The sequence below is a fragment of the Bradyrhizobium sp. AUGA SZCCT0169 genome (assembly GCF_018130085.1).
Taxonomy (GTDB): Bacteria; Pseudomonadota; Alphaproteobacteria; order Rhizobiales; family Xanthobacteraceae; genus Bradyrhizobium.
The window spans coordinates 33,503-55,905 of record NZ_JAFCMC010000044.1 but is presented as its reverse complement, the minus strand read 5'-3'; the positions used below and the strand labels follow the sequence as shown (position 1 = coordinate 55,905).

The window sequence follows — 22,403 nt, the reverse complement described above, 5'->3', positions numbered from 1 at the left end:
GGCGGCTTTGCCCGCGCTGTGCAAGTGCACAAAATGGCCGTGGTGGACATCATCCTCGTGTCCCGGACGCGGTGCAGCGTGCAACGCTGCTCCGCAGAGCCGGGACCCACAATTTGCGGTATACTATATCAAACAATGCCCGCCGAAGACCTCTTCGGGTTCAAGTTACGTCGATCTGCTCGTCTATTTCGAGGCGTTCGATTCCGTCCTTGAAGCTCGCGCGAGGGAACACGCGATGAAGCGGTGGCGGCGCGCCTGGAAGATCGAATTGATCGAGAAACTCAATCCGGACTGGCGGGATCTGGCGAACGAGCTGAACGCGTAGCGGCTTAGATGGGTCCCGGCTCTGCAGTGCACCGCAAGTGCGCTGCACTGCGTCCGGGACACGAAACTGCTGCGCCAAAAAAAGAAAAAGGGAGGATGCTGAGAACATCCTCCCTCATCGTGTGCCGATCTTTTCGCGCCCCTGGAGTTTAGGGAACATCCCCACCCCTCCCCGCGCGACGACCAAACTGTTTGACGCCACCTGTGTACCAACCGAGCCGAGCCGGTAAGTCGGAGATAAGCCGGCCGGGTCCGATGCGTTCCACTCTACGCAGGCCGCATCGGGATCGCCAATCGCATAGTTAATTTAACGTTAACACGGCAATGGGCCGCACTGCTCGCCAACGTACTATGATCTTTAAAGATTTTTGGCTCCACCTTATTGGCAATCGCTCTCAATAAGGTCAATTCAGGCCGCCTTTTCAGGCTCACCGCATAGCCACTTGGATGCGGAATGCTTGCCGTTAAAGCCAGCCAGCCGCGGCAGGGCACCAAGAGGCCAACAAGCGCCCCTGTCCGTCGCTCCGGTCCGGCTTAAGGCACGCCTCGGCTGACGGGGCGGCCAGCTACCCCATGGCCTCGGATTTATTTCCTTGGATGCGCGCGACCACGTATCGTCTTTTGCCCGTGCCCGATCGCGTTGCGAAGAAGTCGGGATCAGCATCGTTTGGAAGCTCTTTCCGGATTGTCTGCCAACTGCAGTATCCGAAAGAGGCATTGTCGTTTGCTCTCACAAGGCATGAGCACGTGGCTTTTAATCATGGGGTCGAGGGTTCGAGTCCCTCCGCGCTCACCATGAAATCAATCACATAGCAGGTGTCCAGCACGTCATTCCGACATGGCGTCACCTGCTCATTCCGAAATTTGCGCACCTTTCGTTCTAGCGTCAGTCTCATCCGCGCGCCAGATTTCCTCTGTTGCGCGGTCGCTTGTGCGTACCTCAACAGCGCGGCAGTGGTCTTGTGACCGCTGAGTGCGCGAAGCTGGGCATCCGTCAGGTTGGCGTCGGCGCCTTCGACGTTGCCGCCGTGACGTAGTCCCATGAACTTGATTGCTGGGTCGATACCAGCGGCGGTTCTGATCTTCGCGACATGGCGCAGGAAGTGCCGTTTCTTCCATGGCAGCCGAATGCCCTTGAAGCGGTCGGCAGTGTCACGGGTCACGATAAGCGAGCCATGGCGATCGGCCGCATCAAGCCGCGCCATCAGTTCGGGCCAGAGCGCTGTTCCATCGTCGTCGTAAAGCGGGATCTCCACGATCTCGCCCGTCTTGTGGTGGGTGATCCTCGCGGTCTCCGGTGCATCCACCGGACGGTAGTTCGACCACGCCAGCCGGCCGATGATATCGATCTCTCGCTGTAGCCAGTAGAACGCGATCATTGCCGCAGTGCCGATCGACCGCTCGCCGGACTCGTCTGCTTTAGCGACAAACTTGATCAGGTCGTCGTGCTGGAATAAGCGCGTCGGCTTGCTCTTGTAGCTGAGCCCCATCTTCTGGAATGGGTTGTCAGACGACACCAGGCGCGGCTCTGAGCGCCTTGCAACGCCCCATGCTCGCTGACACACCCGCATCGCCAAAACGGCTGTACGCGTGCGCGTGCCACCATTAGGGTTCACTTTGAGCTTCTCGAACAGCTTGTCGGCCGTACCCGGCGTGATTGACGCCAAGGCCAGCGTTCCGAACAGCCGCCCATCCTTCAGGACATACTTGGAAGCTCGTGTATTTGGGGGACGTCTTGTAGACGCCGACCATCCAGTCCCACGTTCCGGACGGCGCGCGCGGCGCCGATAAATCGGCCTCTCCGTTCGTCAGCCAAGCCTTGTAATGCGGATTGAGAACGTCATCGCATTTGCGCTTAGCGATGGCGTAGTCGCCCCCCAAAGCCTCGGGCATGACCGGGCAGCCTTATCGCTTTGCTCGGGCGGCGGCGCCCAATAGTACGCCGTGGCGCCGCTCGCGAGCCGCTTCGCCGTCATCAGGTCCGGCCAACCAGCAGGCTTGCTGCGCGGCATCAGACAAGATCCTCCGCGTTTTCCGCCAAAATCGGCGCTTCACAGCGCAGGCCATGTCGGCGCGCGACATCCTGATCCAGCTTCGCGCGATGCCATTTCGGAAGTGAGCCCTTGGCTCGAGACGGTTGCGAATAGGCCCCCTTCGAAACCTTCGAAAGAAACGCGGGGACCGACGGCTCGTCGACATACGCCGCGGCAGTTTCGGCCCTCATTTCGAGAGGCCATGCACCCAGCGGAAATGCAACAAGCCTAGTCATTTTGTTATTGGAACTCCGCCGCAATGCGCATTTCAGCCTCTCGAGACCGATGACTGGTGCCGCTGCACCCATGCTGACGGATCGTTCAGCCAGTCGAGCACATCGGCACGGCGCCAGGCAGCGACCTTGGGGGCCAAGTAAATGCGCTTTGGAAACAGGCCCGCATCTTCAGCGCGCTCGAGCGTCTGGTCGGCGACCGGATTGATGCTCTTGATCTCAGGCCGCCGCATCCATGGTGTTTGTTCACTCATCTCGTTGGGCCTTTCGTTCGAAAACCTGATTCTACTGCAAACCCTCGGGGGACCCCAAGGTGACGCACACAAGGCGGCAAGTGAAGGACTAACCTGATGCTATGCCCGACTGGCGTCAAAAACGGACACCCAAATCATATGGTGCCATGTTGCGATTTAAGGCAGATTTGTTTCTCGCCCGATATGAAAACCCCGTGAGGCGGGAACCCCCGTAGGTAAGAAGCCCGCCGGGCGTGAACCGGCGGGCCGAAGTTGTTAGTTTGCCCATGCCGTCGATACGGACTCCAGTGCAGCCAACGGCTGGCCTCCGTCGTTCGGCTGGCTCACGCTGAAAAGCCTCTGCCCGTGCTCATGCGTGCCACGTCGAGAGCCACACCCTGCGCCATCACGGCTCCGTTATAGCCGCGCTTTCCATCCTCGAACACACAGACAAGACAGGCCTTGTGGCCCAGCTCGTTCATGTCGCGCGATCGGTACTCAGCAATCGCTTTGCGCGCGTCCCGGTGCGCCCGGCAGGCATCCTCATATGCCTCCTGCGTCGAATAGAAGCTGTTCTCGCGCATGAATTTCTTATGGCGGCCGTTCCATCTGCGCCACGCCCGCCGGTTGTCGTCAGTCGGCTCGGGGGTCCGTTTCAACCACTCTAGAAACAGTTCGTATTCTGCGTCGTGGGCCGACATCGTCGCCTTCAGAGCCTCGTCGGCATCTTGCAGGGTGTGAACAAGGTCCCGGAGTTCTCGGCTTATCTTCGTGCCGTCCAGAGCCAGCGCAGACGAGCCCACCGGCGCCGCTGCGGTTGCGGCAGGCGGAAATGTCGCCACCGCCAGAACGGCGCCACCAGCAGCCGCGCCAGCGGCTTGGGATAAGAAGCGGCGTCGCGTCGAAACGACGGGCGCAGCTATGCTATTCTCAGAATCAACCTGAGCCATGACTTACCTCATAGTTTGGGCCAGGCCTGTCGCGGTGTTCCTAGCACCTCGGCGGGCCGCTTGGTTTTCAAGCAGATTTATGGTACAACCAAATATATGAAAAAATCAAGTGCGGTTGCACCAAAAAGGCGCGGTCGACCTGCTATCAAGGGTGGCAGAGATCCACATATTGCTGCCAGGATGCCGCCCGCCCTGATCGCAGCGGTTGAGGCTTGGGCAGAAACCAACAAAACCAGCCGCTCTGACGCCTTCCGTCGGCTGGTCGAGTTGGGGCTCACTGTAAAGGCGAAACCGAGGCCAACTGGGCGACTTAGCGCCGCTCTCGTTGCGGACTTAGCCGTTGACGCAATCGACAGTTTGGGGACGAAGGTCAAAGCGCCTGCGCGGCCGGTCGGCAAGCCGGGCCGGAGGTTGCGCGCTCAGGAGCTTGCCACGAAGGCGATCGAAAAGATTATCGATCCCGCGGCGGCCCCTGAAGAACAAGCCCAGCGCAGACGGCGGCTAACCAAGGGGCCTTCGGAGTTCCGTGAGGCTCGAGTTGATCAGCCGAGGGCGAAGGGGAAGTGAGCACGGCGGGCAACGACGACAAAAGCCCGCTGATCGATCTCATTAGCTGCATCGTATGCAATCAAACAATGAGGCTCGAAAAAAGCTCCCCCGACGCTGAGGGAATTGACATCATTCAATATCGCTGTGACCTGTGTAACAGAATTGAGCAGGTGCGATTATTGCGCCGAAGTCGAGATTCGACAGACGGATCCAGCGACTTGCCAAGCCCCTCAGTATCTGCGCACGGGACGCGCCGACCGCGAAACCCTCGATCGTGGGGTTTTGGCGAGGGTCAGCTTGCAGTATATCGCGCTCCGTTCCGGAGGAACGTTTCCCTGGTGCTGCTTGTTGAACATCAGGGGCGTTTGGAGAAATAATGCAGGAAGAGTGTAATTCTAGTCCGGATTTGGGACTGGGTACGACTGTGCTAGCGGTAATGGGTGCAACTGCGTTGGTAGCTGTTTTCTTTCTATTATCACCTTGGAACGTCTCCCACATCGCAGACAAGTCCGCTCCTAGAACCATGTACGTGGCTGCACCACCCAATAGATGAACAAGAGAGCGGCGCACCGATGCCACAGGGGTCCTATCGTCGCGCATCTTATCGCTTGCTCGCCCACTCTGGTTGCGGAAAACTGCGGCTTGTCGAGATCTTGGCTGACTGAAGGGCTAAGAAATGACGAAAACACCGGGCAAAGCTGAACCACAGAAGCCGATCAGCAAAGCCGAGCGCGAAGCGCGTAAGGCATTCCGCCAAGTCGACGCCGAAATGGCAATGACCGAGCACGAGATCGCGCAAAAAGCGTTCTCAAAAAACCGCGAGCGTCTCAAGGCCGAGCGGCTGGGGCGCGAGGCTGCAGCGCCACCGCCCACAAAAGCCCGACCCAAGGCGAAGAAATGACAGCTCCGAGTCCAGCGAGACGGCGCTGGACCTCCGAAGAGGAGCAGAAGCTTGATGAGCTTCTCGATGCCGGAAAGGAAGCCGCCGAGATAGCTGTTGAACTGAACCGAACACGCCAAGCTGTTTATGCTCGATTGCAACGGCGTTACAGAAAACGAGAAAAGCAGCCCGGCTTGTAGAAGCTTTGGGCTGAAGCGACCAAAATTTAGATCGACAGCACAACGAGGGCACAATGATTTCACTTTTGATCGGGATTTTGATTATCGTGGTCGTCGGCGCGATCTGCTTTTGGGCGATAGAAAAGTTCGCGCCCGACGCCAAGCTTGCGAATCTCCTCAAGTTGCTCGTTGTACTCGTTTGTCTCGGCGCGATTGTGCAGCGATTGATGGTGCTGACCTATTAGCCAGTGCCCGCGGCGGCTTGTGGCGCCCGGCATCCGACGCGCCTTACCGTCTAGGCCGATGCGCTTCTCTCCATCATCAACTGAACGATGCCGTTCAGTTGATTTACGAGCGCTTTGCCGAGGCACCAGCGCCCGTTGCCGCCGCGCCCGCTGTAGCCACTGCCAAGCCGGCCACGCAGTAGCCACGACACGCTGTAGCCCCTAGCAACTCCGATCCACAAGGGATTGAAAATTTGCCTTAGCGCCGCGGCACCGCTTCGATGTGCGATGCCCTGGCGCCGCAAACCCGACTCCCGACTTCGCTATTGGCCGGACGGCAACCCGACGACAGCAAAGGCGGCCGGCTTCAGGTCCATCCTTGATCTATTGCGTTGGCCCGCCCTATGGGGATCCCCGTCCGCGCTGCTGGCACACAGCAGAGATACAGCTGGACGACCTGCCGGACTGGCAATGGCCCGACATACTGGCTCACTTGAAATGCACAAAATGCGGTAGCGTGGGCTGGGTAGACCCTCGTCCGAACTGGGGCGAGGTGATCAACTACGAGAAGGGCGTGAGCAGCTGAATGCACGAGTACACAACGAAAGAGAAAGCCAGAATAGTGGCCGGTGCGGTCACTGCAGTCGTTATTGTTGGACTACTCTCCGTAATCGCGCTGGGGTTTCTTTGGACACCACCGCCAGCTTAGAGAAGGTGGCGGGACGAAGGAGGAGCTTCCGAGCAAATTAGGACTTGTCCCGTCGGGCAAATCAGTGGTCCAGATATTCAATGCCGCCTCCCTGACTTCGCCATGAGCGATCCGGAGCGGCCCCTCCCCCTATCTCTCAAATCCATGTAGCGGCCCTGCAATCGCATGCGCCGGAGGAAAAGCCATGTCTGATCAATCCGAAGTCGGAATCGTGCTCGCCAATGCTCCCCGCCTGGAACGAGCTTTCGGCCGTAAACTGGCGGCGTTCATCACTCTGGTCAGTCTCTATTTTGCGCGGCGGCGACCAGGGCTGTTAGGGCTGTTAGCGTCGCTTGTCATGATGGCAGTGCTAGGCATCCAAGCGTGGCTCAAGTTCGGCTGGTGAAAACTATGCTTCGACCTCTGTCAGTATCGCTTTCGCGAGGTCATCCGAGGTTGCAAACCGATGGGAATCAAGTTTCGGACGGCAATCCCGTCTGAAACTTAGTTTGCCTTTGGGGATGCGCGCAGGCGGCAACAAAAAATAGTCCAAGGGCATTGTGTTCCCCTCCTTCATGCGAACAGCAAGAACCAAATCCGGAGTGAGGTCTATTCGACGCCTGACCGGCCATCTAAGAAAACCGCCCTCCATGCGCTGGCACCGCACAGGAAGGATTGAAACCTGTAAGTCTGTAGCAACTACGAGCCGACCTGATCCTTCGTCAAATGCAGCCGACCTGCCGGCGTCCTGGATTTTGGATAGTAGATCGTTGGCAACGGTACCAATCATGGTCACAGCGGCGCGACGCGCGTCGTAGCATTTGAAGGCGTCGGGGTGATATCCGATCAGATCGTAAGCCTGCCGCAGACTGCCAAACCGTTCGATGTAAGTCATATGGCAAGGCATGTCGGCGGCGGTGTCGATGATGTTGGCCGAGAGCCGACCTTTCTCAATCCAAAGCGCCCTAAGAATATCCAGCATTTCGCTGTCCGACTTCCAGGCGCGGATCGTTCGCCGCGGGCGACCGTCGACGATCGTTCCGGCCGCGGCGAACATCTTAGGCGTGATGATGCCTTCAAAGGCGTTATCGCGACGAATCCACATTTCAGGTGGGTTGGGTGTCCGCCTGCTCTTTAGTTTACCCGATTTCCGGTTGTAGATGTAACTACCGATGTATTTCTCGCAGGTCAGTAGCCGACGCACCGCGAGCATACGCCACGGTCGACCAAACTCATTGTAGATGTGCGCTTCGTTCAGTTCTCGTGCGATGGTCAACTCTGATTTCCGATCGCGAACGAAAGAACGGAAAACCCGCCGAACCGTCTCAACATCTTCTGCTGGACCCGGCTGAAGAATGACACGATCTGTTTGCAGAGCCTTTCGATCACCCCGAGCCAAGACGAGTTTTTGGACTCCGAACTGATCCACGAGCACGCGTTGCAGACCAAAGCCGGCTGCTCCCCCTTGCTTGAAGCCCTGTTTCGCGACGCGGCAACTTCCAGCAAAGACCTTGACTGATAGATCGCGGCTGTAGTCGCCGGCCCCAACCCGTTTCAGGGCCTTCAAAATTGCGGACGCGAAGCTATCGTCGTTCTCAAACTGCTCTGCGCAATAAAGGACCCGGACGCCGGCTTGCGTGCAAATGAACTCGTAGTAGGCGCTCTCGTCGATATTCTGGAATCGACCCCAGCGGCTGATGTCATAAACCAGGACAAAATCAAAATCCGCCTTATGGTCGACGATGTCACTTATCAGGCCTCTTAGCCCTATGCGGTTCTTGAAGCGTAGCCCGCTGCGAGCTTGGTCGATATACGTCCGGACGATTGTCAGATTGCGTTCGAGCGCGTAGGCAGCGATTGCTGCTGCCTGATTTTCTGTCGAATACCGTTGCTGATCCGTAGACATGCGGACGTACTGCGCTGCCCGCCGGCCGATTGTGCCGCTTCCGGGTATTGTTTCGCGCTGCATCGTCGACCCATCTGATCACAGATCATCCAAGGGTCATGCTGGCCGAATTGCGTTTGCCCGCCCTTACACAATCGGAGCAAAATTGACCCCAATTAGTGTTAGGCTTGGCGAATATTGGAGGCATCAAATGTCAGACCAGGCAGTTGAAATTCTCATCACCAATGCGATCCACACGGCTTTCATCAAGTATCCCGAGGGCGACGGCGGCCCGAACCTGGACTACGAATGGATCGCGCCAGACCAGAGCAAGCACATCACCAAGGCCATCCTTCAGGATTTGGCAGCCAACGGATATCAGATCGTGAAGAAGGGCGCCGCGTCGGGTGGCTGACAAGGGCTGGGAACGCTAGTTCGACGCGGAGGAGGTTTTCTTCTTCTCGCCGGGCTTGATAAAATGGACGCCAACCTGATCGCCATTGACCCAGGCGAGTTCGCACCGCCGATAAGCTTTTCCCATCGTCGACAGCACCAGGAAAAACTCCTTCATGGCAAGACCTTCAACCGAGCCGTCGATTGAAAGTCTGGCGCCGGTATCGACGCATCCAGCATTGTACAGGGTCGACGCCAAGTTCCGTCGATCGCCATCATGTTGGCCGTAAATCCCTTTCGAATACGACCCTATGTGCCTTGCGCTTTTCCGTCATGACCGCTTTGCTCGCGCCCTGTGAAAAAAAGCCGCCATCGGTGTCAGTCCGACGACGGCTTTTCAAAACACGCTCAATCCAGCAGATTTAGCCTGCGCCAGTTTGGTTAAGCATGGGTAAAAGCCCGGAAGTTACGCCATGGCATGACCCTGACCATGCCGGTGCCGCCGCAAATCAAACAGTGGACGGGCGCGCTGTTTCTGTGGCGCCACGATCGATATAGCGGTAACCGACCGTCACGTTCACGATGCGCATATGGATTCGCAGCACGCATGAAGTTCAGCACTGACCGCCCCTATTCCGATCCTGAAAAGGCCGCGCGCAAGCTGCTGGAGATTGCCAATACCATCGAGGCGATCCAAGAAGATGGCCGGATCCACATCGAGAAGATCAACGCTCCGATGCTGTACAAGGAAGGCGCTTCGCCTGCGGAATACGGCGCCGGGCTGCGCTTTGCAATCGACAAGGGGTGGCTGTTGCTGCACGAGAGCGGCACCTACGTGAAGTTCACGCCGGCCGGGGCCGGACTGTTCGCCTGAGAACGCGAAAAGCCGCCGCTTCAGTTATAGTACCCCCACAACGGCAGAAACGATCAAGATTGCCGCTCCCACCGCTAGGATTATCACATCAACTGTTATGCGTCGCTTGGCAGATTCGGTCATGGCTAAACCCTCCATCCACGGGAAACCGCGTTGTCTGACCAATCGCGACCGAGCACTGTGCGTCAGCTCACATACATATCGAGAAAGTTCACGGAAGCGGGTGCTGATCTGTTGGCCTAACAACTGACGCGGTCACCTGCGCTTCAATCAACGGGCCATTTCTGTTCAAAGAAAGCGCCAGCCCGGTCGAATACAAACCCGGCCTGGATCTAGCGTCATGATCGGCTGGACGACCTCGCGCTCGATGTTCGACCATTGCAGACTACGCCATTCATCAACGCCAACCAAAGGAACGGCCAATTTGGCGCAGCATCGTTGATACCAAATGCCAGTAGTGGCCATTATAAAATTCGTAATCGATCAAAAAAGCGACTCCAGCCGCAACGGCAACAATCCAAAATGTTCTCATTGGCAATGTCCCCGATTATGATGGTGACAAGCAAAACAACGAATGAAAGTGGCCGCCGACAAAGGAGGCTCTAGCGTGTCTCCAATTCAATGCGGTTGCAGTCGTAGCAACCGACAGTGCAGCCGACCAACGCTTTCGATTAAACAAGCGAGGCCGCCAACTGAGGCGACCTCAATACAACGCAAGCGCAATTGCGAAGCACGCAATCAACGTTGCTGTGCTTAGCGAGAGATAGACGAGAGCCTCGTCCTTGCGCTGGTTCAATTGTCCATGCGATGTTTATGCTCGGATCGCTGCTTTGTTCCGACCATGGCGGATTGCATTCTCCGCATGGGAACGTCTTTCCCGGTCGAAGAACTTGCGACTAGTGTTGGCGGGTAAGCTTCGCGACCTTCACGGTGCCTTGCCATAGCTCTACGTCATGGCCGTCCACTAACCGCTTGGCCTGCTCCCAGGCCGTGCCTTCGTCGGCGGCTGTCAGGTCGAAGCGTTTTTGAATGCGGCCGTCCGAGCCATTGATGTAGGCCCTGTATTCTTGCATCTTGCGCCCCCATGTTCCGGGGCCACTTAGAACGGGTCTAGACCCGTTGTGTAGTTACTTACATGACGAGGCCGCGCGTAATCACCGTGGCGAGCAGAGCGGTACTGAGGATCGCAACGGTAAGACAGATGCGTGCTGCGAGTGAGCACGAAGTGAGCCTTGGTTGTTCCATCACGGCACGCGCGCTCCCTCTGGCCAGTGATGCCGAGGGCAACGAAACGGGGCGGTTAAGGTTCCAGTGGGGATCTTAGCAGCCACTTGCCGTCGCCTGGATCGGCGGGCACGGCACGGTTCCGTAGGAGCAGAATACGCAACAGTCGAACGCGTTGGGTTTCAGGCGAGTGCCGCAACCGGCGCAGTCATAGAAAAACTGGCATGCATTGGCCGCATTGTCTCGGTCGCTTGGTGCTGAAGGCCGTGAGGTGTCCGAAGTCTGTAGGATTTCATCGACGGCCCTCGAGCCGCAAGATCGGCGTGCAGCTGCCGCTACCACTGAAAGAACTCAAGACAAATTTCGACTGCACGCCCCAGCTACAGCCAGCGCTAAAAGTATTGGAAAAAATCAAGAAGAAGCCGGAACTGTACTAATCACGTCGCGATCCCTTCGCAGGTCGGCTTCAAGTTCTTCGACGATGACCCGAAGCAAACACGCCGCAAGCGGATCAGTTACCTCACGCGATAGAACCTGATAACGCGCAATCTGAACTTCTGCTCTCTGAGCTGTCGATTTGTCATGGGTTGTGCCCTCCGACAAACTTACGCCGAGACGGCTAACGTGTTTCGTTAAAGTTTTCGGATCATTTGAGATGGTTTCTAATTGATGAATCAACGATGGGGACCGACGAGCGTTGTTGCCTAGCTGCGCATTGGCGTTTGACTACCGCGCCCCGCATAGATTCGCAGCCCGTCTGATGGCGCAGCGGTCAAAGATAACATCGACGAGCTGTCCATCATCAACGCAGTAGCAGGGTGCGCGGTGAAGATCACCAAAATACCGCTCACGCTGTTGCAATCACGCAACCTTCTGTCTGAACCGAAACGATAGTGTTTTGGCTTTGGATCGGAGGTGGCACATGTTCGACGTGTACCTAAATCATAAACGTGATCTGCTCGTGGTGAGGCAGGGATCGTCGATACCTCTCGGTGACACGTCGGGGAGATGGCAAAAGAGAAAGCGGCGGGTCGCCAGCGTCAGCGACGAGATTAAGTCTACCGTTCAGAGACAGGGCTATTACATGCGGAAGCGAAGTGAGTTTAAGACAAACTAGAATCAAGCCCCGGGTTTTAAGCCGGTGGCTGTAACTCCTTAGAAGCGACCCAGTTGTCCATTTTGGCGTAGGACCGATATTGCCGAACTTTCTCAATCAGAGCATCGCGCTCTGGGCATGGTGGCATCGCGTCGGCTTGTTGAGAGCACTCTTCCGCCATGCGCGCGTAATCGGCTGCTTTCATTTCGTCCCCCTGTTTTGTTAGCGCGAAAATGTGGTCAGAAATCTGGGCGGAACTTTGCCGAAAATAAAGCCAGAGGTTGCGTTTTTTTGCCTCCAGTGCTTCGCGCCTCGTCGAGCGCCCAATGCCTTGGATCCTAGCGCCGCCCCCTGATGTCCAACGCAACACGTAGCGGCAAGCTTCACCGCGCGACCCGGCGCATCGACCCGGTGGGTAGCAAGTCGCGGCAGAGGATTTACGGATCTGGGATCGGCTCGCATGCGAAGTCTGGAACAAACGCATGCTTGGCTTTTAGGGATCGGCCCCCTGCCCCAGGGCGAGGATCAACGCTCGTTGCTTCTATCTTGAAGTCAATGTCTCGGCTGCAAGATGCTTCACATGGTGCGGCGAACCATCGTGCGCAGACCGCTGTCTAGCGGCGATCACGCGTTCGCGGGTCGGACCAATGCTGGCAAAATCAATTTGCAATAAGCGACCGTCACCCCCGGGTGACGATCAAGCCGAGCAAGAATGCGATCACCAGCGAAATGAATAGGCGCCTCGTGGGTTAATGCGCGCACCTGGTCAGTTTAGCCGCGGCGCAACCTCGTCGGCGAGCGCGACATGATGCGGATTGCATCCGTCGCGTACTCGATGCTTAGAAATCCCGGCTTATCACTTCCCGAGAATAATTGCCTTCAACGCCTCGTCGCCTGCCGCTGTTCTGCAATGCGTTCGCCCGTCAGGCTGCTTCTTTATCCAGCCCTTCACCACCATGTTGGCGATAAGAACCTTGCCCGCGGCATACAGCTTTTCTGGAGGAAGACCACGGGTGAGGCTCAACTTCTGCAATGCGGCGCGCTCGTTGGCTCGCGGTATGTGCGGTGGCTGCGGTGACACTGTCGGTCCTGTGCTTATTTCTTGAGAACGCCCGCGTCTGTATTGCCAAGATTTTGATGGCCGCTTTTGCTGCGGGAGTATCAACGGCATTGCCGTGCGTAGCAGCAGGCCCAGCCGAGGGACGGTTTGGCGGCGCCGAGGTTATTTCGTCCCGCGGTTGAGCGCATTTGACGTATTCGGGCCAGGCGATCCGCCGGTCCCGCTGATGGTGCTTCCGTTCGAAAGCGTGGAGCCGGCCGCGCCGCCCGCCCCGGTCGATCCGGCGCTGCCGGCCGAACTTTGCGCGCAGGCGAGCGAACAGGTACCGAGGTAAAGGGCCACAACTACCGACGCCGTTTTCATATCCACCGCTTCTCCATCAGATGTGCGAGCCCAGCTCAGATCGCTGGCTACCGCATATTCTCTTGCGTGCCAGCGGTGGATAATTTGCGGCATCGACCTTCGTTCCTCGGGCAGAAAACCAATCTTTGTCCACACCTACGAGGGCCAGTACCGTCGGGCCCTTGTCCCCCAGTAATTGATAAATTTGAGGTAACCGCACAGCCGCGCTTTTATGGTGGCCGATGAGTACCAAATCTCGCGAGTTCTATTCGGCTCAAGCGTTCGAGCGAAGTCTGAGGAAGCAGCCAGGGCGCGGAACAGTGCAGACCGCCTCGCCTGCGAGGCGTGGAACGCGCGAATGTTGGGCTTTCGAGGTCCAGCGCCCCCCCCAGCGATCGGCGACGCTTTGAACGCGGGCTACGGCTACCTCGAAGTGAGGTGCCTCGGCTGCAACACTCATTAGACGGTGACGCTAGACATCATTCGCCGTCCCCGAAAACAACGCCCGTGCACGAGCTGGAGCGCTACGTACGATGTAAGCACGCGCGTTTGTTGACCATCAGTCCTGCCGTGCGTGGTAGCGCATCGGTTGCTTTGGGGATGCACGGATGAATGGCACCGGCGCGACATTCCGAGGCCAGCAACAGGGATATACTCACCATCAGTGCGACACGCGTTACGATGTCTCCTTAAGCGGCCTCGCGCCGACGGCGCCGCTCCGCGTAGTCCGCCATCTTGATAACGTTCGCCGGACGATCGGGCGCAGCTGCGGCAACCGGCTGAGGCGCCTCGAACTCGACCGACGACGGCTCTGACTTCGGCGTCTCGATTGATGATAGGAACGCCCTGCCACGATCGGTGATTTGCCACCCACCGGCGTCCCGAATGACATAGTCACTCGAAAAGATACTCAGGCCCGGCGCGCGCTGCAAGGCGCTTCATCCGTTGGGACCAATCTGCACCGCTGGTCATCAGGATGGCGACGGATCTCGTGACGTCAGGATGCGAAGCACGACCGTCCGGATGGCCCGCGAGCACCTTCAAAATGGTGATCTGAAAACTCACGACGCCCCGCCCCGCTACCGCGACCAACAGGAGCGAAGGCTGGGTCATGGGGAAGGCTAAGTCCATCCGCCAAACATGCGAGGGGCGCCGCCGTATGCCGGTTTTTCCCAGATGCGATAAATCGGCAACATATCGACAAGCGGTCCAATGTTGAAGAGTGCTAGATACCCGGTGCTTCTCCATAACTCGTAGCGAGTTTTTGTCTTCTGACCGGCTCAATCAACTCCAAGCTTGGGCCGACGGTGAGTTTTTTACGTGGCGTACCGGGCGCGGCTGGCCCGATCATGCCGACTTCCAAACTAACCGGAGAACGGGCATTCCCGGGATAGGCGCGGCGGGCTCGGCGGCAAGATCGTCCTGCTATCATGTCTCGCCGGTCACGCCTCTCGCAAGAGGAACCTGAGTTGGCCTTGTTTTGTTAGGTATGGGCCGAGCGGCCCCCAAACAGCCGAGCCAACCTATGCCCAAGGTCTTCGTTTCAATGCCGGAATTGCAGCGTCGAGCGTTGTTAGAAGTGAGAAAGCAGCCCGGCTGTCATAACGTCCAGGAAATAGTGATCAATCGTGTTGCAAGTCACGCTGAAAATAACTGGTCGCTCTGTGTGCTCGCAGCGGGCGCGGCAGATGCCAATACCGCCGCGCGCGCCGCGGTTCACGTCCAAACTCTTTTGCGCCGGGACTATGATCTGCTGATGGATTGATCTGTAGGTCTATAAATGGAAGCCGGAGATCAAATGGACCACCGCTTCACAATCTCGATATTCACGATTGAGATAAACGACAGGCCAACGCTTGCGTTGCAGGCTAAGAGGCACGCGGACGCGGAACGTCTTTGCGAACACGGCAGGTTACGCACAAAGTTGAGCACAATCACGTCTCATGGGACGCCGTTGTGCGACGCCACGGCCACGATGAAGGTCAGGTTGGCTACCGCCGAAGAAGCAGCTCTTTATCGGCGAGCAACGCAATCGACCGAGTCATCAAATGACACTAACGTTGTGTATCTTGTGGATCTCGATGGATAGGCCGCGAGTGTCCGCTTTGCGGTTCACATGAAGTCTTTAGTTGAGCGCTGAACGCGCCAGCGCCAGTCTGACCGTGCCGAACACGCACGTCGCACTGACCCATCCGAAGGTTATACCGGCGACGGCGACCTCCGGGAGCTACCGCAGCCCACATGAACGAGTGGTCTTGGCCGGGCTTTAGTTCGGGAAGTTCGGCTGCAAGTGATTCCGAAACTTTTAATAAATTCGGACCAGCCTCCCGTCAGCGGCAGGAGGTGTATCATGCGTAATCATGACTTCGTGTCTGACGGTTTCCTTGCGCTAATCGTAACCGCCCTTGTGATGTTGTGCTCAGGTTGGCTGGTGCTCGCGTTCAGCTAGGCAGGTCAAGCTTCCTATGCGGCCGCGACTGAAACTCGCTGACTTGCTTGTTAAGAAACGGCCCCGGCGCGGGGAAGCAACTGGAGCCGTAAAGACTTAACGCGCGTCAAATATGGGACCTCAAAGTTCGCAAGCGTCTGTACACTTGTGAACACAGGAACCCGGTTGCGCGGCGCTGCCAGGCGCGTGGAGACCCGTTTCTTCGCGCCACTAGAAGGGCAGTACGTTCCCCCAGGTGCTGGCGACCTCGTCCGCCCGCATCGGGCTGGCCGATCGCCACACTGGATCAAAGTCAAGAATCCCACCTCACCTGCATGCGCCCTGCGAAGGCTGGCGAAAACGCCTGATCTCCATATTCGCTCTAGTACTGGAACTTTCCGGCCCCTCCGGAGTGAATCGTCTTTGAGGCTGTGCTGAGGAGAACGACGATGGCCAAGAGGATGTTTCCCGACAAGGAATTGAGCGCAAAGGCAATCAAGGCCCTAATGGACGCCCGGTGCTTGCCTTCCGGTCCCCAGCAACTTGACGCTCTCAAGAAGGCAGCCCAGCTTCGCGACGCCGCCAACTCCTACCATCAGTTGTTCTCGGCCGAGTTCGCAGGGCCAGCGGACCATGCGCGATCCTGAATTTACCACATCAGTTTCCGAAAAAGAGGTCGTGGTTGTTCATGTGAGGCACGGCCACGTCTTCAAATTTCCAATTCTATCCAACGGCACAGTCACGCTGAACGGGTACATATCGACCGAAATCCATCGGCCACAACAGAGGCCGGACGATTTTTATTTGAAGCCCATGCCGCAGCGCGAGTCGCCCTGAATCGCCGGCGGTTGGCGAATGAAAAATCAAACTGACTCCGGTTTCTCTGCTCGCTTTCTCTGTTCCTATTGTTGTTTGGTGCGTAAAGACTTTTCCGATGGCGGGCGATAATAGCAGGCCTTGGACAGCAGAAGACGATCACCGGCTGCTTGAATTACGAAACAGCGGCAGATCTTATCTTTCGATAGCAGTGGCCATGAGACCGGTCTCTGCAATTAGAAATCGCCCGTGTATCGTCCGAGCCCCGGGCAGCCCAGGCAAGATCCACCTCCAGCCATACTGAGAAATGATGCGAACTCGTCGTTCGAACCTACAGACGATTGGAACCGACAGGGCCGGAATGAATCAACCTAATCAATCGATTGCAGAAAGCGATCCTTGGCCGACACCGAACAGAAACCCCAGGTTGGCGATCGCTTTCGTTTAAGCACGCTTGGTGCTGAGCGTTGCCCGGGCCTCGCAGGCAAGGTCGGTAGGGTCATCAATCGACGGCGCCCGACAGCAGCATCGTAATTGTTTGTTTCGATGGTAATCGGAATTCAACCTCTCTCCACCGCGAATACATCGAACCGACCGAGGCCTAGGCACAATGATGGAACCGGCGCGTCGAATTTGTAGCCGCGTTGTTGGGCGCGTATCCTGCCGCGCGGTTAGGCTAGGCGGCATCTCCTCAGCTCGCCGCCGGGCCGCCTCATCTCAAGACTAAGGCCACACGGGCGTTACACCGCATGGCCTTTAGCAGGGACTGTCCCGCTCCTCGCAAGGATTCCGTCACCGGCTAAATAACTGCGGAACAAGCAGAAGCGTTCCGCCTACTCATCGTACTTTCAAATTTTCCGCGGATTCCTTGCCCCGGTTCGCAACGACTTCGTAGCTCGCCTTCGCCCTCGGCAAGGCCGGTGAAACCGGCTTTCTGGAGCGTTACATGCGAGGCAAGGACTATTCCGAGCTGCGCTGCTACCTCTAATAGCCGGCATCGAAAGTGCAAATAAGAACTGGCTCGGTTTGGGACCGGCGGCATCGTCCGTCTCTACTTGGCGAGCTGATCTTTGGTCATATGAAGCGTCACAATGACACCCTCCGCGCTCCAATCGCATGAAATTGATCCGCCAAGGTGGACCGTCATGCCGCGATTGAGCAGCTTGCTTCCATAACCGCCTTCACCAATCGGAGACGCAACCGGCGGGCCACCGCGCTCAGTCCAGACTACCACCACCTCAGTGTCATGAGCAGCGCAGGATATATCCAATGTGCCAGTCGGTGAAGATAGCGCGCCATACTTTAGAGAATTGGTGGCTAGTTCATGAATAACGAGCGCGAGCGTTGTGGCTGCTTGCTCGCCCACGCCCATGCGAGGGACTGACACTCGGACGCGACCGCTAAACGCCCCCATGTCGTCATATGGTGCAAGCAGTACCGTCAACAGATCGCCGAGAAGGGCAGCTTTTCCTCCCTGACCTGGAAGCGGACGGACAAGATCATGGGCGCGACCCAACGCGGTGAGCCGATGTGTTAGTTCTTTCGCCATTTCGGCCGTTGTCTTTGCGGACCGCGAAGTAATGGCCGTGAGACCGGATGCAATGGCTAGCAGATTTTTCACCCGATGGCTCATTTCACCCGCCAGTAGCTCGTGACCTTCCTCAGCCTGCTTACGTCCGGTGACGTCGAGGAAAATCCCGTACATGATACGACCGACGATATCCGCATCGTTGCCCTGGCCTCGAGCCGACACCCACCTCACCTCCTCGCCGACCATGATTCGGAAGTCGATTTCATAGGCGCCGATGATAGCGCGTGTGGCCGCAAAAGCGGCTTTCACGCGGTCGCGGTCCGCGGGATGAATATGCGAAGAAAGGTCATCGAACGTCACGGATCCGCTGAGCGGCACGCCCCAAAGATGGAAGGCTCTTTCGTCCATCGTGAAGCGATTGGTGTCTACGTTCCAGGACCACAGTGCGACTCCCGCAGCAGCAATCGCCAAACGTAACTGTTCCGCATCCCAGACTGGCATGCCCGACTTCCCCAGGGGCCTTGCCGAAATCTTCGGAACAGGAGCCGCCTCAAACAGGCTGTCACCTTGCGCTTCCATGTTTTTTCCTAAGCGATCTGAACTTTACCGGGCGCGGACGATTAGGCCGGTAGCAACAGCGAGCTAAACAGGCCGAGTTGATGATCTGGGAAATCGTAGCATTGGAACCAACTCCGCCGACATCAAATGGTTCGGACAGATGTGTTCGCTTCCCGACAAATCATGGTGTAGGGCCGGCGCTCATTTAATGGAAAAAACAGACCAATGATTTGAGAAGCGAAACGTGCGGTCGTCCCTTATCGTTGGAGATGAATTGCCGTCCGATTAAACACCGTCAGAATGATCGAAGAGCAGGATTGAAGTCCAAGAAGCGGCGAACGCAGATGAGCCATTGCAATTCTGGATCCAAAGGCCGGGCAGTGCGGAAGGTCTCGAGCTTGATGCAAAAGAAACGGCCCCAGCGCTAAGGGGGAAGCGCGCTGGGGCCGGTTAAGTTGTCCGTGTCCTAATGTCCTTTCAGACAAACCATCAACGCAGGGCATTGCCACTTGTTCCCGATCACGGATGGCTCATGAAAACGCACCCTTGGCCTGTAGCATCGCGGGAGCCACGGGTAGCATCGCGGGAGCCACGGGTTTTTCGTCCAAATGGGTGAGCGGCCGGAGCGGTAAGGCGCTACGCATCGGTCTTCAGCGAGCTTGGGGTGGATCTCGCCCGGGCCCGGACAATACACAGACGACCTCTAATCGCAGAGGCCGAGCGTCTCATGGCCACCGCTATCGAAAGATAAGATCTGCCGCTGTCTCGTAATTCAAGCAGCCGGCGATCATCCTCCTCCGTCCAAGGCCTGTTCCTACTTCCAACCATCGCAAGTTTCACGACGTCAGGGCGATACGACGTGGCGTTAATTCAAGGCGCAGGGCTCCGTTCCAAACGGGAGGCAAGCGCCGGAACGAATTCCTGGGTCGGGGTCTTGCCTTGCATGGGTCCATATTATTTCGACATTCAAATAGGGGACGCACCTCGGTCCGTTGATGAGGAAGGCGAGCGCTTTCCCGACCTCGATGCCGCTCGTGTGGAAGCCGGCTTGGCACTTTGCAACTTAGGGCGGGATTTGATGCACACTGGGCAGACGGTATCGGAGATCACGATTTGGGTCAGAGACGAGATAGGCGAGGTAATGCACGCTAAACTGGAGTTCCGAATAAGCCGACTAAATTGACCTAATTCAGCGCGCTGGGGCGATCGCCACTTTACATAGATCGTTTCCTTCATCGTCTACCACGACAAGGCAACGAGGGGTTTCCCCGACTTCTACGGCCATCGACTTCGCACTTTGGTGCGCCTTGGCGATCGCATCCTCGTTATCTTTACAGTTGAGGCCCCGCGGGTCAGGAATTCGATGTCCATTCGCTATTCAAAATGATAGTGCGGCATCGATACGTAATGCCGGTGACGCATCATTGTTCCCCAAGGGCTGGGCAAGCTGCACGCGCGGCTACATGGTTATTCGGCGGCTGCAAGATGCGTTGATGCGCCGGCTACTTCCCGTATGGCTGACATTACTTGATCCGTCGCGGTCTGTTGGATCATGTGGCCGTTCCCCGCGAGCCTATGGAACTTGCTCTGAGCAAGGTCGGAGTGAAGTCGGGTCGACTGACTTTCGATGTCGATCAACTGTCTTCCTCGCCGGCGATGATGACGACTGGCATTTCCAAATGCGAATACTGACCGGCCGCGGGGCCGTGATGAGCTTCACCCACGCGCAAACGGCCCCAGCGCTGATACGCAACGCTGCACCAAGGCCGCCAACCCAATGGGGGTTTTCTCCCGGTCAGGCTGAGGAGTCTTCCGGGAGCGCGGAGTCGATTCCTGCCGGGCCGGATCGTTCCTAGCGTATCAGGAAGAAAGCCCCGCCGGTTAGGCGGGGCTAAGTCGAGATAAGCATCCAAAAACCCGCGCGAGCGGGGCAGCTAGAGCCTAACAGGTTCAAAGCGGCAGTCCACCCAGACCGAACCTTCAAAAACGCTGCCATTGCCACTTGTTCCCGAGATGAACACCACTAATGTGATCTCGGAGATCAGTAATGACACCCCGCGAACGAAAAGACATGCCCTGGCTTTTGATAGCGTTTGCACTCGTCATTCTGGTCATCATCTGTGGCGCATTTGTTCGCTGATCTTAAGCGGTAACGTCTGCCAGTGGCCGCTAATTCTTGCGGTCGACATGGTGGAATTCTCCTGCCGTATGGATATGGCCGGCGGCTTCGAACCTCGTCACGGAGGTCGTTTGCTGTCTTGATGGCGTCCGCGGGCGCATCTAATTCCATTCGGCCCGCCAGATCGCCGTCACCGCGACGAGATCGCCAGCGCGTTCCTTACCGGCCACCAAAAATGGGAAGGCCCAGCATTCGTGTGCCGCCTTGCCGCGAAATAACGCGAAACTCGGTCATTGCCACTTGTTCCCGACATTCCAAGCAACCTTGTCCTCTCACGGACGTATTCCCCGACTGGGGCATTGCAATTCCCAGATCTGGTGCAGCGCCGCCAAGCATTATTCAGCTTGGTGGCGTTGTGCTTGGACGGCCCATTTCGGCCGCCAATTCAGTTCATTCTTTGGATCGAACGAGAACTTGATTTGATGTGCATGAGAGTGCCGACATCTGTTCGGACTTCATTTGAGTTGAAGCCCCAACGGGAGAGCCCGCATCGAGGGGACACTTCGCACTATCGGTTGGATTCATAAAGCTCCGCGGGGGAGACCGGGGAAACGTTGCAACGGTGCGGCCTCCCCTTGGCGTCATACCGCTAACCCATTTGGGTGGGACGCCTTGTCCGCCGAGTGAGTGGGAACCAAATTTCACATTAGCACTTACTAACTCACCTTTGGCGGGGTGAGCAATGAACTACTTTAGCAGCGAAAAACTATCAGGACCGGAGACGCCCGACGAGCGCAGGTGCCGGTGTGGAGCACAGCCCAAAGTGGTCCGCAAGATAATGGACTCAACGCGTGGCCTCACAGTACGAATGTTTGAATGTCAGTGCGGCGAACGCAGCTGGTCCGAACATAAAGACTAATCTTTTCCGATGAAGCTCCTTACGGAATATCTGGATCGGGCCGTGGCATTAGAACGCCTGGCGGCGGGTGAGCAAGATTCGATCTTCAGAACGCAGTTGCTGGAGCAAGCGTCGGCCTACCGGAAGCTAGCAGCTAAGCAGGCTAAGGATTTTGGCTTGCCACCGCCCAGCGCGCCTGAAGTCACATGAGGCGGCCATCTTGCCAATCCGTTGTGGTTGGACCGAGCGCCGGCCTTCGAAATTGTAAACCTGTGCCGGACAGCTCCTCCGGCACGACCTCTCGAAGCCGACGGCCTCAGCTTGCCTCCCGCGCTGGGGCCGTCTCATATGCCAGCGTCTTGAGCCGGTTCTCGGCATCGGCCATCGCCTCCGCCTTCCGCGCCTTCTGAATCAAAACGTCCTGTTCTCGACCAGGCTTGATGCGGCCGGCCGCAGCTCGCGCGTCTTCCGCAAACTTCAGAAGGCGCATTTCCAATGAAGTCGATGCCTTGTCCGATTGCGTGTCATCACACACCAAGCAATATCGCGGGCTATCCGGCCGCTCGCGCCCGCTTTTTCTCGACCCGCACTCCCTTGAATTTTTTCGCCGCCTTAGCCTTTTTTGCCGGCTTCTTCACTGCCATGAACTCGCCGCCCTTCTTGCTGCGCTTGGTCCATGCGGTGGCGCCGCCGAGCGTGGTTTTCACCTGCGATCGCTTCTTCACTGCACCCTTGCGGGCATTGTCGCCTTTCGGCTTGTTGACTGCCATTCTGTCGTCTCCTTGACCGCTGCGGGAAAAGCACGCAACCGGGCAAAAGGTTCCAATGGAGGAACAGAGAACGCGTACGGGCGTGGTAGCAACCAAGATCGGGTGGCCATGGTTTT

Annotated in this window: 19 protein-coding genes and 4 pseudogenes; 9 read left to right on the top strand and 14 right to left on the bottom strand. The window is 57.4% G+C overall.

The window, feature by feature from the left end; all coding sequences use genetic code 11:
* Window positions 1-169: 169 nt before the first annotated feature.
* Window positions 170-325: pseudogene (locus tag JQ609_RS31065) on the top strand (GIY-YIG nuclease family protein); the annotation flags it as partial.
* A 757-nt stretch (window positions 326-1,082) separates the two neighbouring features.
* Here JQ609_RS31065 and JQ609_RS31060 read toward each other — a convergent pair.
* From JQ609_RS31060 to JQ609_RS31050, 3 genes are all read right to left on the bottom strand, one after another.
* Window positions 1,083-1,991, bottom strand: coding sequence for a hypothetical protein (locus tag JQ609_RS31060; RefSeq protein ID WP_212276497.1), 909 nt, complete (start codon window positions 1,989-1,991; stop codon window positions 1,083-1,085).
* Between the two features lie 634 nt (window positions 1,992-2,625).
* A complete protein-coding gene (locus JQ609_RS31055) occupies window positions 2,626-2,844 on the bottom strand; it encodes an AlpA family transcriptional regulator (protein WP_212276496.1) in 219 nt (72 codons plus the stop codon).
* Between the two features lie 323 nt (window positions 2,845-3,167).
* Complete coding sequence (locus tag JQ609_RS31050) at window positions 3,168-3,773, bottom strand: hypothetical protein (RefSeq protein WP_212276495.1); 606 nt, start codon at window positions 3,771-3,773, stop codon at window positions 3,168-3,170.
* A gap of 1,225 nt (window positions 3,774-4,998) precedes the next feature.
* On the opposite strand from JQ609_RS31050, the gene JQ609_RS31045 reads away from it, so the two are divergent.
* The gene (locus JQ609_RS31045; protein WP_212276494.1) at window positions 4,999-5,223 is read left to right on the top strand and encodes a hypothetical protein; all 225 of its coding nucleotides are present in this window, start codon (window positions 4,999-5,001) and stop codon (window positions 5,221-5,223) included.
* A gap of 238 nt (window positions 5,224-5,461) precedes the next feature.
* Here JQ609_RS31045 and JQ609_RS31040 read toward each other — a convergent pair whose 3' ends face one another.
* Window positions 5,462-5,659: a hypothetical protein gene (locus JQ609_RS31040; protein ID WP_212276493.1), complete on the bottom strand. Its 198-nt coding sequence runs from the start codon at window positions 5,657-5,659 to the stop codon at window positions 5,462-5,464.
* An 839-nt stretch (window positions 5,660-6,498) separates the two neighbouring features.
* Between JQ609_RS31040 and JQ609_RS31035 the strand changes: the two genes are divergently transcribed.
* Window positions 6,499-6,699 (top strand): hypothetical protein, encoded by a 201-nt coding sequence (locus JQ609_RS31035; protein ID WP_212276492.1) that lies wholly within the window; start codon window positions 6,499-6,501, stop codon window positions 6,697-6,699.
* Window positions 6,700-6,702: 3 nt separating this feature from the next.
* Here JQ609_RS31035 and JQ609_RS31030 read toward each other — a convergent pair whose 3' ends face one another.
* The gene (locus tag JQ609_RS31030) at window positions 6,703-8,262 is read right to left on the bottom strand and encodes a recombinase family protein (protein WP_212276491.1); all 1,560 of its coding nucleotides are present in this window, start codon (window positions 8,260-8,262) and stop codon (window positions 6,703-6,705) included.
* A 127-nt stretch (window positions 8,263-8,389) separates the two neighbouring features.
* On the opposite strand from JQ609_RS31030, the gene JQ609_RS31025 reads away from it, so the two are divergent.
* The gene (locus JQ609_RS31025; RefSeq protein ID WP_212276490.1) at window positions 8,390-8,593 is read left to right on the top strand and encodes a hypothetical protein; all 204 of its coding nucleotides are present in this window, start codon (window positions 8,390-8,392) and stop codon (window positions 8,591-8,593) included.
* 15 nt (window positions 8,594-8,608) lie between these two features.
* Here JQ609_RS31025 and JQ609_RS31020 read toward each other — a convergent pair.
* Window positions 8,609-8,906: pseudogene (locus JQ609_RS31020) on the bottom strand (PilZ domain-containing protein).
* Between the two features lie 143 nt (window positions 8,907-9,049).
* Between JQ609_RS31020 and JQ609_RS31015 the strand changes: the two are divergent.
* On the top strand, window positions 9,050-9,445 hold the full coding sequence (locus JQ609_RS31015) for a hypothetical protein (protein WP_312014915.1): 396 nt from the start codon (window positions 9,050-9,052) through the stop codon (window positions 9,443-9,445).
* Window positions 9,446-9,842: 397 nt separating this feature from the next.
* On the opposite strand, the gene JQ609_RS35690 is transcribed toward JQ609_RS31015, so the two are convergent.
* The 4 genes and pseudogenes from JQ609_RS35690 to JQ609_RS31005 all read right to left on the bottom strand — a co-directional run bounded on the left by JQ609_RS35690 (window position 9,843) and on the right by JQ609_RS31005 (window position 12,798).
* Window positions 9,843-9,977, bottom strand: coding sequence for a hypothetical protein (locus JQ609_RS35690; protein ID WP_283813902.1), 135 nt, complete (start codon window positions 9,975-9,977; stop codon window positions 9,843-9,845).
* Between the two features lie 364 nt (window positions 9,978-10,341).
* On the bottom strand, window positions 10,342-10,518 hold the full coding sequence (locus tag JQ609_RS31010; RefSeq protein ID WP_212276489.1) for a hypothetical protein: 177 nt from the start codon (window positions 10,516-10,518) through the stop codon (window positions 10,342-10,344).
* A gap of 247 nt (window positions 10,519-10,765) precedes the next feature.
* Window positions 10,766-10,908, bottom strand: a pseudogene (locus tag JQ609_RS35685) (GDCCVxC domain-containing (seleno)protein).
* Window positions 10,909-12,621: 1,713 nt separating this feature from the next.
* Window positions 12,622-12,798: a hypothetical protein gene (locus JQ609_RS31005; protein ID WP_212276488.1), complete on the bottom strand. Its 177-nt coding sequence runs from the start codon at window positions 12,796-12,798 to the stop codon at window positions 12,622-12,624.
* Window positions 12,799-13,409: 611 nt separating this feature from the next.
* Between JQ609_RS31005 and JQ609_RS35345 the strand changes: the two are divergent.
* Window positions 13,410-13,779, top strand: a pseudogene (locus tag JQ609_RS35345) (hypothetical protein).
* Window positions 13,780-14,061: 282 nt separating this feature from the next.
* Here JQ609_RS35345 and JQ609_RS31000 read toward each other — a convergent pair.
* A complete protein-coding gene (locus JQ609_RS31000; protein ID WP_212276487.1) occupies window positions 14,062-14,280 on the bottom strand; it encodes a hypothetical protein in 219 nt (72 codons plus the stop codon).
* A gap of 412 nt (window positions 14,281-14,692) precedes the next feature.
* On the opposite strand from JQ609_RS31000, the gene JQ609_RS30995 reads away from it, so the two are divergent.
* Together JQ609_RS30995 and JQ609_RS30990 are read left to right on the top strand one after the other, a co-directional pair.
* Window positions 14,693-14,932, top strand: coding sequence for a hypothetical protein (locus tag JQ609_RS30995; RefSeq protein ID WP_212276486.1), 240 nt, complete (start codon window positions 14,693-14,695; stop codon window positions 14,930-14,932).
* Window positions 14,933-16,044: 1,112 nt separating this feature from the next.
* Complete coding sequence (locus tag JQ609_RS30990) at window positions 16,045-16,242, top strand: hypothetical protein (protein ID WP_212276485.1); 198 nt, start codon at window positions 16,045-16,047, stop codon at window positions 16,240-16,242.
* 1,220 nt (window positions 16,243-17,462) lie between these two features.
* Here the strand turns inward: JQ609_RS30990 and JQ609_RS30985 are convergent.
* On the bottom strand, window positions 17,463-18,443 hold the full coding sequence (locus JQ609_RS30985) for a sensor histidine kinase (protein WP_212276505.1): 981 nt from the start codon (window positions 18,441-18,443) through the stop codon (window positions 17,463-17,465).
* A 1,000-nt stretch (window positions 18,444-19,443) separates the two neighbouring features.
* On the opposite strand from JQ609_RS30985, the gene JQ609_RS35950 reads away from it, so the two are divergent.
* A complete protein-coding gene (locus JQ609_RS35950; RefSeq protein WP_409411210.1) occupies window positions 19,444-19,683 on the top strand; it encodes a DUF6894 family protein in 240 nt (79 codons plus the stop codon).
* 6 nt (window positions 19,684-19,689) lie between these two features.
* Here JQ609_RS35950 and JQ609_RS35945 read toward each other — a convergent pair whose 3' ends face one another.
* Together JQ609_RS35945 and JQ609_RS30980 are read right to left on the bottom strand one after the other, a co-directional pair.
* The gene (locus tag JQ609_RS35945; protein WP_409411211.1) at window positions 19,690-19,878 is read right to left on the bottom strand and encodes a DUF6894 family protein; all 189 of its coding nucleotides are present in this window, start codon (window positions 19,876-19,878) and stop codon (window positions 19,690-19,692) included.
* Window positions 19,879-22,068: 2,190 nt separating this feature from the next.
* On the bottom strand, window positions 22,069-22,287 hold the full coding sequence (locus JQ609_RS30980) for a hypothetical protein (protein ID WP_212276484.1): 219 nt from the start codon (window positions 22,285-22,287) through the stop codon (window positions 22,069-22,071).
* Window positions 22,288-22,403: the final 116 nt, after the last annotated feature.